The organism is Mycobacterium sp. IDUB_39 (assembly GCF_055419205.1).
Window position 1 is genome coordinate 519,598 of sequence record NZ_JBVAXF010000003.1, and the last position, 12,761, is coordinate 532,358.

A 12,761-nucleotide genomic window follows, 5' to 3' on the forward strand; every position below is an offset into this window, starting at 1 on the left:
TGTCGGCCGTTACTCTGCTCTGATGGCAGCCCGCCTGCAGTCCCTCAGCTCGGCGGTCGCCCGATGGCACGCCGACGAGGTCACCGTTGCCTCACCACTGACCGGCGCCGAGGTGGCCTCACTTCGGCGTACCCGAGTGTTCGGGGCGACTGGCACGGTCCTCATGGCGATCGGCGCGCTCGGCGCGGGCGCGCGGCCGGTGATGCAGGATCCGACGTTCGGCGTCCGCCTACTGAACCTTCCGTCGCGTATCGCGACGGTGTCACTGACCATGACCACCACCGGCGCAGTGATCATGGCGCTGGCGTGGCTCATGCTCGGCCGGTTCGCGCTTGGGCCCCGTCGCATGTCCCGCAGCGACCTGGATCGCACATTGCTGCTGTGGGCGCTGCCCCTGCTCATCGCTCCCCCGATGTACAGCAAGGACGTCTACTCCTATCTGGCGCAGAGTCAGATCGCCCGCCTCGGACTGGACCCCTACACCGTGGGACCCGCCCCCGGCCTGGGTCTCGACCACGTGTTCACGCTGTCGGTCCCGAGCCTGTGGCGCGATACGCCCGCACCGTACGGTCCGCTGTTCCTGTGGATCGGCCGCGGCATATCGGAGGTCACCGGCGACAACATCGTGGCCGCGGTGCTGATGCACCGCTTGGTGGTGCTGGTCGGGGTCGGCCTCATCGTCTGGGCCACACCGCGCCTGGCGCGGCGCTGCGGTGTCGCCGAGGTCAGCGCGTTGTGGCTGGGGCCGTGCAACCCGCTGTTGTTCATGCACCTCGTCGCGGGCATCCACAACGAGGCCCTGATGCTCGGCCTGATGCTGGCCGGCACCGAGTTCGCGCTGCGGGGCGTCGATGCGGCAGGGCCACTGCTGCCACGCCCGCTGCGGATGCCACAGAGCCGGGAGGAGTGGCAGAGGTGGACGCCGCTGGCGATGCTGCTCGTCGGCACCGTGCTGATCGCCCTGTCCTCCCAGGTGAAGCTGCCATCGTTGCTGGCGATCGGATTCGTCGCCATGGCGCTCGCGTGCCGGTGGGGCGGAACCGTCAAGGCCTTCTTCATCGCGGGCGGCTCGCTGGCCGCGGTGTCGGTGGCGGTGATGGCTGTGGTCGGCTGGGCCAGCGGCCTGGGCTTCGGCTGGCTGTTCACCCTTGGCACCGCCAATGTCGTGCGGTCCTGGATGTCGCCGCCGACGCTGATTGCACTGGGCACCGGTCAGGTGGGCATTCTGCTCGGCCTCGGCGACCACACGACCGCGATCCTGGGCCTCACCCGCGCCATCGGTGTGATGATCATCGCAATTCTGGTGACGTGGTTACTGCTCGCGGTGTTGCGCGGCCGGCTCAACCCGGTGGGTGGCCTCGGTGTCGCGCTCGGCGCGACGGTTCTGCTATTCCCCGTCGTTCAGCCCTGGTACCTGCTGTGGGCCATCATCCCGCTGGCGGCGTGGGCCACGCGCCCGGGATTCCGCGGTACCGCGATAGCGTTGTCACTGGTCGTGGGCATATTCGGACCGACGGCCAACGGGGACCGGTTCGCCCTGTTCCAGATCGTGGACGCCACGCTGGCGAGCGCACTGATCGTGCTGCTGCTCATCGCGATCACCTATCGGCGCCTGCCGTGGCGCCCGCTGCCCGACACGAACGGTGCCCCGCCGAGCGCCGAACCTCCGACCGAACCCGGCTCTGGGCCACCAGCGCCACCGACGTCCAGACCCGACGCCTACGCTGAATCCCCGTGACCTCCGGTTCTGATGGTGTCCCCGTGTTGTTGCGAGGGGTCACCAAGCGCTATGGATCGACGACTGCCGTCGACGGTCTCGATCTCGAGGTGCAGCGCGCCCAGGTGCTAGCGCTGCTCGGGCCCAACGGCGCCGGCAAGACCACGACCGTCGAGATGTGTGAGGGCTTCCTGCGCCCGGACGCGGGCACCATCAGGATCCTGGGACTCGATCCCCTGACCGACAACGACCGGCTGCGCGAGCGGGTCGGAGTCATGCTGCAGGGCGGCGGCGGCTACCCGGCCGCACGCGCCGGCGAGATGCTGAACCTGGTGGCGGCCTACTCGGCGAACCCCCTGGATCCCGCATGGCTGATGGACGTGCTCGGCCTCACCGATTCGGCCAGGACCACCTACCGCCGGCTCTCCGGTGGACAACAGCAGCGCCTCGCTCTCGCGTGCGCCGTCGTCGGCCGCCCAGAGTTGGTGTTCCTCGACGAGCCGACAGCGGGCATGGACGCGCACGCCCGAATCGTGGTGTGGGACTTGATTGACGGGCTGCGCCGTGACGGCGTCACCGTCGTGCTGACGACCCACCAGCTCACCGAGGCCGAGCAACTCGCCGACCAGATCGTGATCATCGACCATGGCGCTTCGGTCGCCACCGGGACTCCCGCTGAACTCATGCAGCGGGGCGCGGAGAATCAGCTGCGCTTCACGGCCCCGCCGAAACTCGATCTGTCGCTGCTGGTGTCCGCGCTGCCCGAGACGTATCGGGCCACTGAGGTCGGTCCCGGTGAATACCTCGTCGAGGGGCCGATCGATCCACAGGTGCTCGCCACCGTCACCGCCTGGTGCGCACGGCTTAACGTCCTGGCCACTGGCATGCGGGTCGAACAGCGCAGCCTCGAGGACGTCTTCCTCGATCTGACCGGACGGGAACTCAGGTCGTGACGAATCGTTTTGCGCCGGGCACCTTCACCCCCGATCCGCGGCCCGCAGCCATCCCGAAGATGTTGGCCGCGCAGTTCGGCCTCGAACTGCGCCTGCTGCTCCGCAACGGTGAGCAGCTCCTGCTGACGATGTTCATCCCGATCACCCTGCTGGTCGGACTGACGTTGCTGCCCCTGGGGTCGTTCGGATCGAACCGCGCGGCCACGTTCGTGCCACCGATCATGGCGCTGGCCCTCATCTCCACGGCCTTCACCGGCCAGGCCATTGCGGTGGCCTTTGACCGCCGCTACGGCGCACTCAAACGTCTTGGCGCCACGGCACTACCGGTGTGGGGCATCATCGCGGGCAAGTCCCTCGCGGTGGTGACCGTGGTGTTCCTGCAGTCGATCCTGTTGGGCGCCATAGGGTTCGCGCTCGGCTGGCGTCCCGCGATCGCGGGTCTGGCGTTGGGCGCGGTGATCATCGCGCTCGGCACGGCCTGCTTCGCCGCACTCGGACTCCTCCTTGGCGGCACCCTTCGGGCCGAGATCGTGCTGGCGGTGGCGAACCTGCTGTGGTTCGTCTTCGCCGGGCTCGTGGCGTTGACGCTCGAGGGCGGGTTGGCCTCCGGTGCCCTGCGGACCATCGCTCGGTTGACGCCGTCGGGTGCTCTGGCCGAAGCCCTCACCCAGGCGATGTCGCTGTCGGTGGACTGGTTCGGTCTCGCGGTGCTCGCGGCGTGGGGCGTGCTGGCTGCGCTGTGCGCGCTGCGCTGGTTCCGCTTCACCTGAGGCCCTACTACGACTTGTAGTTAACCCTGCTCTACGATCGGTTCGTGCCCGTCGGACGCTTGTTTCTGAGGTGCGTCGATGTGCTGCCTCTACCCAGCACCCGGACGCAGCGACTCATCGCCATCGCAGTGATTTTGACCCAGGGCGGCATTGCCGTCACCGGCGCGATCGTGCGGGTCACCGCGTCGGGCCTCGGCTGCCCCACCTGGCCGCAGTGCTTCCCCGGTAGTTTCACCCCGATTCCGCACCCCGAGGTGGCGGGCATCCATCAGGCGGTCGAGTTCGGCAACCGGCTGATCACGTTCCTGGTGGTGCTGACGGCGGCGCTGGCGGTGCTGGCCGTGACACGTGCCCGCCGCCGCCGTGAGGTGCTGGTCTATGCGTGGCTGATGCCTGCGTCCACCGTGGTGCAGGCCGTGATCGGTGGTATCACCGTGCTCACCGGGCTGCTGTGGTGGACCGTCGCGATTCACCTGCTGGCGTCGATGACGATGGTGTGGTTGTCGGTGCTGCTGTTCGTCAAGATCGGCGAACCCGACACCGGTGCGCCCGTGCTCGTCGTACCGCCGCCGCTGCGCTGGTTGACAGCGCTCACCGCCGTGGCGCTGGCCGCGGTACTCGTCACCGGCACGCTGGTCACCGCCGCCGGGCCACACGCCGGCGATAAGAGCATCGACCGGCCCATCCCGCGGCTCATGATCGAGATCACCACGCTGGTGCACCTGCACTCGTCGCTCCTGGTGGCCTACCTGTCGCTGGTGGCCGCACTCGGATTCGCGTTGCTCGCCGTGCGGGCGCCCCGGGCCGTGATGATCCGACTCGGCGTCCTGCTCGCGCTCGTGCTCGCCCAGGGCGTGGTTGGCGCGGTGCAGTTCTTCACCGGCGTCCCCGCGGCACTGGTCGCCGTGCACGTCGCCGGTGCGGCCGCGTGCACCGCGGCCACCTCAGCTCTGTGGGCCTCGATGCGACAGCGGGCCGAGCCCGAGCCTGTCGAGCGCTGACTCGACGCCCAGCGCGAACGTGCGCTGAGCCAGGCTGCGCGCATCGTCGTCGAGCTGGCGCCAGCCCAGCGACGGTTCGACGAGTTCCAGTTCCAGCACGTGCGGATCGTCGCGGCCGCCGATGACGTCGACCCGCGCGTAGAGGAAGTCCGCCGCGGAGATGCCCAGCCGCTCGGCCGCCGCACGCAATGCCAGGTAGCCGATGTCCCACAGCTCGAAGTCCGGGTCGGCCGGTTGCAGCGACTCCTCGGCGTAGGTTCCCGACTCGTCCATCTCCGCGCTGCTGCCCGGCGGTGGCAGCAGCGGCCCCTTGGTGAATGCGTGAGACTGCTCACCGGCGAGGAACACCAGAGCGGTCTCGCCAACCTCAATCCTCGGGTCATACGGCTGCACCAGCACGGTACGACCCGCGGACTGCAACTCACCGGCATGGGCGCGCGCGGCGGCGGCACTGACGAAGCGTTGCGCGCCAACCGATCCCGCGCCGACGGCAGGTTTGACCACCACCTCGCCCGACGGGATCCGAACCGGCTGCCCCGGCGCGAAGAACCGACTCGGCACGATCGGCACACCTGCCTCGGCGAGGTCGGCCATGTAGCGCTTGTCGCTGTTCCAGGCCACGACGTCGGGCGCGTTGAGCAGGTTGGGCACACGTCGTGTCCACGCGAGGAACTCGTCGAGACGCTCGGTGTAGTCCCACGTGGCCCGCAGGATCACCAGATCGGCCCGCTCGGTGGCCGGGTCGTCCCACGCCAGCCAGCGGGCGTGCAGGCCGCGCGCCCGCAGCGCCGCCACGAGTCCGGCATCGTCGCCGTCCCCCTCGATCAAGGCCTGACAACCTGCGAAGACGATGCGGGGATGCCCAACGTTGGGCCGTGCGAGCTTCACGTTGGAATGATAGGTGTCATGTACGCCATCGAAGTCGCCGAGACCGGCGGGCCCGAAGTCCTTGCACACGTCGAGAAGCCGCAGCCCTCCCCCGGTCCGGGTCAGGTGCTGATCAAGGCCGACGCGATCGGTGTGAACTTCATCGACACCTACTTCCGTTCCGGGCAGTACCCCCGCGAGGTGCCGTTCGTCGTCGGCACCGAGGTGTGCGGCACCGTCGCCGCCGTGGGCGAGGACGTCGCGGCACTGGCCGTCGGCGACCGGGTGGTCACCGCACAGGCCGACGGCGCATACGCCGAGTACTGCGTCGCCCCGGCTGACTTCGTGGCCTACGTCCCCGATGCGGTGTCTGCGGAGGTGGCCGCGTCCGCCTTGCTCAAGGGCATGACCGCGCACTACCTGATCAAGTCGGTCTATCCGGCCGCCCAGGGTGACGTCGTGCTCGTGCACGCCGGGGCGGGCGGGGTGGGCCTGATCCTCACCCAGTGGGCCACCAGCATGGCGGTACGGGTCATCACGACGGTGTCGACGCCGGCCAAGGCGGAGCTGTCGCGGCAGGCGGGTGCCATTGAGGTGCTCGAGTATCCCGATGACCCCGCGGAGTTCGGCGCCAAGATCCGCGATCTCACCGGCGGTGTCGGTGTGGCCGCGGTGTACGACGGGGTGGGTGCTTCGACGTTCGAGGCGAGCCTGGCGAGCCTCGCCCTGCGCGGCACACTCGCGTTGTTCGGTGCGGCCAGCGGCCCGGTTCCGCCGTTCGACCCGCAGCGGCTCAACAGCGCGGGCTCACTGTTCCTGACCCGACCGACGTTGGCGCACTACACCCACACCGCCGACGAGTTCTCCTGGCGTGCGGGCGAATTGCTCGACGCCATCGCCACGGGAACTCTGTCCGTCACGGTCAGCGAACGCTATCCCCTGGCCGAGGCGGCCAGGGCGCACGACGATCTACAGAGCCGCAGGACGGTCGGATCCGTGGTGCTGGTGCCCTGATCGGCGCCTACCCTTATCGGCGTGGCAGAGGACCTGGTCGTGACGCGGACCCTTGTGGTACCCGCGCGCGATCTGAGCGAACGGTTCTCCAGGTCCTCCGGCCCGGGCGGGCAGGGCGTCAACACCACCGACAGCCGCGTCGAGCTGTCCTTCGACGTGGCCCGCTCGTCATCGGTGCCCGAACACGTGCGATACCGCATGCTGTGTCGGCTGCGCGGGCGCCTCACCGACGGCGTGCTCACGGTCACCGCCAGTGAGCATCGTGCGCAACTGCAGAACCGCGCGGCGGCCCGTGAGCGCATGGCCGCTCTGCTGCGGGCCGCGGCGGCCGCACCCGCTCCGATACGTCGACCGACCAAGCCCACCAGAGGCTCCAAGGAACGCCGGATAGCCGAGAAGAAGCGACGGGGCGCAACCAAGCAGGGACGTCGCGGAAGTTGGGACGCGACCTAGCCGAACAGCGTCGGCAACGCCAGGGCCGAGTCGACAGCCAGCGCACAGAACACGACGGCCAGGTAGTTGTTGGACTGCAGGAACAGGCGCAGCGGCTTGACCGTTTCGCCCCGTTTCACCCCGTTGTACAGCTGGTGAGCCATCGTCAGGAACCACGCACCAGCCAACAGGGCGACGGCGGTGTACAGCCAGCCGGTGGCCAACGCGAGCGCCAGCGTCGCCACGACCGTCAACCAGGTGTAGATCAGGATCTGCCTGGTGACCTCGCGCTCGGTGGCCACGGCCGGCAACATCGGCACGCCGGCCGCCTTGTAGTCATCCTTGTAGCGCATCGCCAACGCCCATGTGTGCGGCGGCGTCCAGAAGAAGATGATGGCGAACATGACCAGCGCGGGCCACTGAATCGTGCCGGTGACCGCGGACCAGCCGATCATGACGGGCATGCAGCCCGCCGCCCCGCCCCACACCACGTTCTGCGACGTGCGGCGCTTGAGCAGCAGGGTGTACACGAAAACGTAGAACGCGATGGTGGCCACGGCGAGCACACCCGAGAGCAGGTTGGTGGCCAACCACAGCCAGAAGAACGACCCGACCGACAGCGCCAGTCCAAAGATCAGCGCGTGTCTGGTGGGAACGGTCGCCCGCGCCAGCGGCCGCAGCGCGGTGCGCTTCATCACCTTGTCGATGTCGGCATCGACGACACAGTTCAGGGTGTTGGCGCCTGCGGCGGCGAGCAGCCCGCCGACCAGAGTGTTCAGAATCAGCAGCGGATCGACGGTGCCACGATCGGCCAGCAGCATCGCTGGAATCGTGGTGACAAGCAGCAATTCGATGACGCGGGGCTTAGTCAGCGCCAGGTACGCCAATAACGTCGTTCGGATCCGACCAACCGCTCCGCCGGAGAGACGGCGCTCGCGAATGCTCACGCAGTTGACTCCTCATGGTTCGCGGCAGCGCGCAGCTTCTACTACACACGATGGTAGACCGCGACCCTGTGAGCCGAGCACCGCAGGGTCGGTTCAGGCGCCGAGACGGTCGCCTGTAGACGCCGCCTGCGACGCCGCCACCTTCGGCACTAGGGTATTGATGACCGGCTTGCCTACCCGAGGAGTGAGTTCGTGACCACTGTGGAAGAAATTTCCGCACTCACCCAGCCCAACCATCCCGACGACTGGACCGAACTCGACTCAGTCGCTGTCGACACGGTCCGTGTGCTGGCCGCCGACGCGGTACAGAAGGTTGGCAACGGCCACCCCGGGACGGCGATGAGCCTGGCCCCGCTGGCCTACACGCTTTTTCAGCGTCAGATGCGCCACGACCCCAGTGACGTGCACTGGCTGGGGCGTGACCGCTTCGTGCTGTCCTGCGGGCACAGCAGCCTGACGCTGTACATCCAGCTGTACCTCGGCGGATTCGGCCTCGAGCTGACCGATATCGAGTCATTGCGGACCTGGAAGTCCAAGACCCCGGGCCACCCCGAGTTCCGCCACACCAGAGGCGTGGAGATCACGACGGGCCCCCTGGGCCAGGGTCTGGCGTCGGCGGTGGGCATGGCGATGGCCGCGCGGTACGAGCGCGGGCTCTTCGATCCGGACGCGGCGCCGGGCGACAGCCCGTTCGACCACTTCATCTACGTGATCGCCTCCGATGGAGACATCGAAGAGGGCGTCACCAGCGAGGCGTCGTCGCTCGCGGGCACGCAGCAGCTCGGCAACCTCATCGTGTTCTACGACAAGAACCAGATCTCGATCGAGCACGACACCGACATCGCGCTGTCCGAGGACGTCGTCGCGCGCTACCGGGCATACGGCTGGCACGTCCAGGAGGTCGAGGGCGGCGAGAACGTCACCGATATCGAGGCGGCTGTCGAGGAGGCCAGGAAGGTCACCGACAAGCCGTCCTTCATTGCCGTCCGCACCATCATCGGCTACCCCGCCCCCACCAAGATGAACACCGGCGGCGTGCACGGCTCGGCGCTCGGTGACGAGGAGGTCGCCGCCACCAAGAAGATCCTCGGGTTCGATCCCGAGAAGAACTTCGAGGTCCGCGACGAGGTCATTGAGCACACCCGCAAGCTGGTCGATCGGGGCCGCGAGGCCCATGAGAAGTGGCAGACCGGTTTCGATGCCTGGGCGGAACGCGAGCCCGAGCGCAAGGCGCTTCTGGACCGGCTGCTGGCCCAGGAACTGCCTGAGGGCTGGGACGCCGATCTGACCTACTGGGAGCCGGGCTCCAAGGCTGTGGCCACCCGCGCCGCCTTCGGCCAGGTGCTCAACGACGTCGCGCCCAAGTTGCCCGAACTGTGGGGTGGCTCAGCCGATCTCGCCGGCAGCAACAACACCACCATCAAGGGCGTGAAGTCGTTCGGCCCGCCGTCGATCTCGACGTCAGACTTCACCGCCGACTGGTACGGCCGGGTGCTGCACTTCGGCATCCGCGAACACGCGATGGGCTCGATCCTGTCGGGCATCGTCCTGCACGGACCGACGCGCGCCTTCGGCGGTACGTTCCTGCAGTTCTCCGACTACATGAGGCCCGCGGTGCGCCTCGCGTCGCTGATGGACATCGACACCATCTACATCTGGACGCACGACTCGATCGGTCTCGGTGAGGACGGTCCGACGCACCAGCCGATCGAGCACCTCGCGGCGCTGCGGGCCATCCCGAACCTGTCCGTCGTGCGGCCCGGTGACCCGAACGAGACGGCCTACGCCTGGCGGAACATCATCGCGCGCGGCGCGAGCAGTGGTCCGGTTGGCTTCATCCTGACCCGCCAGGGCATTCCGGTCCTCGAGGGAACCGATTCCGACGGTGTGGCCAAGGGTGGTTATGTCCTCGGCGGCGGCAATCCGGCCGATGACGCCGACGTCATCATCATCGCCACCGGCTCCGAACTTCAGCTCGCCGTCGAGGCCCGGAAGCAGTTGGCCGAGAAGGACGTTGTCGCCTACGTGGTGTCAATGCCGTGTGTCGAGTGGTTCGAGAGCCAGCCCAAGGAGTACCGCGACAGCGTGCTGCCGCCCGAGGTCTCCGCGCGCGTGGCCGTCGAGGCGGGCATCGCACAGAGTTGGCACAAGCTCGTCGGCGACACCGGTGAGATCATCTCGATCGAGCACTATGGCGAGTCCGCCGACGACAAGACGTTGTTCCGTGAGTTCGGCTTCACCGCGGAGGCAGTTGTGGCCGCCGCGGAACGCTCGATGGATAACTAGCGCGACCCGCGCGTGGACAACTGACAAGCACCAAGCGAACTGATCAAGCACTAAGGAGCATGGGATGACTCAGAACCCGAATCTCGCGGCGCTCAGTGCCGCGGGCGTTTCCGTATGGCTCGACGATCTGTCGCGTGAGCGCCTTCAGACCGGCAACCTGCAGAACCTCATCGACACCCGCAGCATCGTCGGCGTGACCACCAACCCGTCGATCTTCCAGGCGGCGCTGTCGAAGGGCACCGCCTACGACGCGCAGGTCAAGGAACTCGCCGAGCGCGGCGCCGACGTGGACGACACCATCCGCACCGTGACCACCGACGACGTCCGCAATGCGTGTGACGTGCTCGCGAAGGCCTACGAGGCGAGCGACGGCGTCGACGGCCGGGTGTCCATCGAGGTGGATCCGCGGCTGGCCCACGACACCGACAAGACCGTCCTTCAGGCGATCGAACTCTGGAAGATCGTCGACCGGCCCAACCTGCTGATCAAGATTCCCGCGACGCTGGCGGGCCTGCCGGCGATCACCGCGGTGATCGCCGAGGGCATCTCGGTCAACGTCACGCTGATCTTCTCGGTCGAGCGCCACAAGGCGGTCATCGACGCGTACCTGGCCGGTCTGGAGAAGGCCAAGGGTGCGGGTCACGATCTGTCCAAGATCCATTCCGTCGCATCGTTCTTCGTCTCCCGTGTCGACACCGAGATCGATGCCCGGCTGGAGAAGATCGGCTCCGATGACGCCCTGGCGCTTCGCGGCCAGGCCGGTGTGGCCAACGCCCGACTCGCCTACGCCGCTTACGAGAAGGTTTTCGTCGGCGGTGACCGCTTCGAGGCACTGGCGGCCGACGGCGCCCGCGTTCAGCGCCCGCTGTGGGCGTCGACGGGCGTGAAGAACCCGGACTACTCGGACACCCTCTACGTCACAGAGTTGGTGGCCCCGAACACCGTTAACACCATGCCGGAGAAGACACTCGAGGCCGTCGCCGACCACGGCGAGGTCAAGGGCGACACGATCAAGGGCACCGCGGACGCCGCACAGGGTGTGTTCGACAAGCTCGAGGCCATCGGCATCGACCTCGTCGACGTGTTCAAGGTTCTCGAGGACGAGGGCGTGGACAAGTTCGAGAAGTCATGGAACGAGCTACTAGAGGCGACGCAGGCGCAATTGGACGAGAAGAAGTCCTAGGGCTCGCGGAACAGCTGGGGACGCACATGAGCGACTGCAGCACCCAGCCGACCGACTGGGTGAACCCGCTGCGCGACAAACGCGACAAGCGGATGCCGCATATCGCCGGCCCCTGCGCGGTGGTCATCTTCGGCGTTACGGGCGACCTCGCCCGTAAGAAGCTGATGCCGGCGATCTACGACCTGGCCAACCGCGGGCTGCTGCCGCCGTCGTTCGCCCTGATCGGGTTCGCCCGGCGGGACTGGGCCGACGAGGACTTCGGCAAGGTGGTCTACGACGCCGTAAAGCAGCACGCGCGCACCCCGTTCCGTCAGGAGGTGTGGGATCGGCTGGCAGAGGGATTCCGCTTCGTCCAGGGCACGTTCGATGACGACGCCGCCTTCGCGCGGCTGTCGGACACGTTGAACAAGCTCGACGTCGAACGCGGCACCGGCGGCAATCACGCCTTCTACCTGTCGATCCCACCCAACGCGTTCCCGGTGGTGTGCGAGCAGCTGTCGAAGTCCGGGCTGGCCAACAAGCCCGAGGGCTGCTGGAGCCGGGTGGTCATCGAGAAGCCGTTCGGGCACGACCTCAAGAGCGCCGAGGCGCTCAACGGGGTGGTCAACAGCGTGTTCCCGGAGTCGTCGGTGTTCCGCATCGACCACTACCTCGGCAAGGAGACCGTCCAGAACATCCTGGCGCTGCGGTTCGCCAACGAGCTGTTCGAGCCGATCTGGAACGCGCACTACGTCGACCACGTCCAGATCACCATGGCCGAGGACATCGGATTGGGTGGTCGCGGAGGCTATTACGACGGAATCGGCGCCGCCCGCGACGTCATCCAGAACCATCTGATCCAGCTGCTGGCACTCACTGCCATGGAAGAACCGGTCAGTTTCTCCCCTGCCGAGTTGCAGGCCGAGAAGATCAAGGTCCTCTCCGCCACCCGGCTCGCCGAACCGCTCGACGAGACGACGTCGCGCGGGCAGTACGCGGCGGGCTGGCAGGGCGGCCAGAAGGTGGTCGGACTTCTCGACGAGGAGGGGTTCTCAAAGACCTCCACGACCGAGACATTCGCCGCGATCACTCTCGACGTGGACACTCGACGCTGGGCCGGGGTGCCGTTCTACCTACGCACCGGAAAACGGCTGGGCCGTAGGGTGACCGAGATCGCTCTGGTGTTCAAGCGGGCACCCCATCTGCCCTTCGACGCGACCATGACCGAGGAACTCGGCAAGAACGCCCTGGTGATCAGGGTTCAGCCGGATGAGGGCATCACATTGCGCTTCGGCTCCAAGGTGCCGGGCAACACCATGGAGGTCCGCGACGTGAGCATGGACTTCTCCTACGGTTCGGCCTTCGCCGAGGAGTCGCCCGAGGCCTACGAGCGGCTGATCCTCGACGTTCTGCTCGGCGAGCCATCGCTGTTCCCGGTCAACGCGGAGGTCGAGCTGGCCTGGAAGATACTGGATCCCGCGTTGGACTACTGGGCCTCACACGGCAAACCCGACTCGTACGAGTCGGGAACCTGGGGACCGGAGTCCGCGTTCGAGATGCTGCGACGCAGTGGCCGCGAATGGAGGCGGCCGTGACGAGCGCTCGCGCGAGG

11 protein-coding genes are annotated in these 12,761 nt (G+C 67.6%); 9 read left to right on the top strand and 2 right to left on the bottom strand.

Annotated features, from left to right (window positions below; all coding sequences use genetic code 11):
- Nucleotides 1–22 precede the first annotated feature (22 nt).
- The 4 genes from mptB (at nt 23) to ACZY0X_RS14440 (ending at nt 4,441) form a co-directional block, all read left to right on the top strand.
- Nucleotides 23–1,738: a polyprenol phosphomannose-dependent alpha 1,6 mannosyltransferase MptB gene (mptB, locus tag ACZY0X_RS14425; protein ID WP_463771321.1), complete on the top strand. Its 1,716-nt coding sequence runs from the start codon at nt 23–25 to the stop codon at nt 1,736–1,738.
- A complete protein-coding gene (locus ACZY0X_RS14430) occupies nt 1,735–2,670 on the top strand; it encodes an ABC transporter ATP-binding protein (RefSeq protein ID WP_463771323.1) in 936 nt (311 codons plus the stop codon). The genes mptB and ACZY0X_RS14430 overlap by 4 nt, the downstream gene beginning before the upstream one ends.
- Complete coding sequence (locus ACZY0X_RS14435) at nt 2,667–3,440, top strand: ABC transporter permease (protein ID WP_463771324.1); 774 nt, start codon at nt 2,667–2,669, stop codon at nt 3,438–3,440. Before ACZY0X_RS14430 ends, ACZY0X_RS14435 begins: the two co-directional genes overlap by 4 nt.
- Before the next feature lie 80 nt (nt 3,441–3,520).
- Complete coding sequence (locus ACZY0X_RS14440) at nt 3,521–4,441, top strand: COX15/CtaA family protein (protein WP_463771598.1); 921 nt, start codon at nt 3,521–3,523, stop codon at nt 4,439–4,441.
- Here ACZY0X_RS14440 and ACZY0X_RS14445 read toward each other — a convergent pair.
- A complete protein-coding gene (locus ACZY0X_RS14445; protein ID WP_463771325.1) occupies nt 4,385–5,329 on the bottom strand; it encodes an ATP-grasp domain-containing protein in 945 nt (314 codons plus the stop codon). The genes ACZY0X_RS14440 and ACZY0X_RS14445 overlap by 57 nt on opposite strands.
- A gap of 18 nt (nt 5,330–5,347) precedes the next feature.
- On the opposite strand from ACZY0X_RS14445, the gene ACZY0X_RS14450 reads away from it, so the two are divergent.
- The gene (locus ACZY0X_RS14450) at nt 5,348–6,322 is read left to right on the top strand and encodes a quinone oxidoreductase family protein (protein WP_241399153.1); all 975 of its coding nucleotides are present in this window, start codon (nt 5,348–5,350) and stop codon (nt 6,320–6,322) included.
- Between the two features lie 21 nt (nt 6,323–6,343).
- Nucleotides 6,344–6,775, top strand: coding sequence for an alternative ribosome rescue aminoacyl-tRNA hydrolase ArfB (gene arfB / locus ACZY0X_RS14455; RefSeq protein ID WP_463771327.1), 432 nt, complete (start codon nt 6,344–6,346; stop codon nt 6,773–6,775).
- On the opposite strand, the gene ACZY0X_RS14460 is transcribed toward arfB, so the two are convergent.
- Nucleotides 6,772–7,701 (bottom strand): heme o synthase, encoded by a 930-nt coding sequence (locus ACZY0X_RS14460; RefSeq protein ID WP_463771328.1) that lies wholly within the window; start codon nt 7,699–7,701, stop codon nt 6,772–6,774. The two genes, arfB and ACZY0X_RS14460, sit on opposite strands and share 4 nt — an antisense overlap.
- A gap of 192 nt (nt 7,702–7,893) precedes the next feature.
- Between ACZY0X_RS14460 and tkt the strand changes: the two genes are divergently transcribed.
- The 3 genes from tkt to zwf all read left to right on the top strand — a co-directional run bounded on the left by tkt (nt 7,894) and on the right by zwf (nt 12,744).
- Entirely contained in the window at nt 7,894–9,987 is a 2,094-nt protein-coding gene (tkt, locus tag ACZY0X_RS14465) for a transketolase (RefSeq protein WP_463771329.1), read from the top strand.
- Between the two features lie 64 nt (nt 9,988–10,051).
- On the top strand, nt 10,052–11,170 hold the full coding sequence (tal, locus tag ACZY0X_RS14470; RefSeq protein WP_463771331.1) for a transaldolase: 1,119 nt from the start codon (nt 10,052–10,054) through the stop codon (nt 11,168–11,170).
- A gap of 26 nt (nt 11,171–11,196) precedes the next feature.
- Complete coding sequence (zwf, locus tag ACZY0X_RS14475) at nt 11,197–12,744, top strand: glucose-6-phosphate dehydrogenase (RefSeq protein ID WP_463771332.1); 1,548 nt, start codon at nt 11,197–11,199, stop codon at nt 12,742–12,744.
- Nucleotides 12,745–12,761 lie beyond the last annotated feature (17 nt).

Coding starts and splice junctions, on each gene's coding strand:
- mptB (WP_463771321.1), top strand. CDS start 23: ATGGCAGCCCGCCTGCAGTCCCTCAGCTCGGCGGTCGCCCGATGGCAC.
- tal (WP_463771331.1), top strand. CDS start 10,052: ATGACTCAGAACCCGAATCTCGCGGCGCTCAGTGCCGCGGGCGTTTCC.
- ACZY0X_RS14450 (WP_241399153.1), top strand. CDS start 5,348: ATGTACGCCATCGAAGTCGCCGAGACCGGCGGGCCCGAAGTCCTTGCA.
- zwf (WP_463771332.1), top strand. CDS start 11,197: ATGAGCGACTGCAGCACCCAGCCGACCGACTGGGTGAACCCGCTGCGC.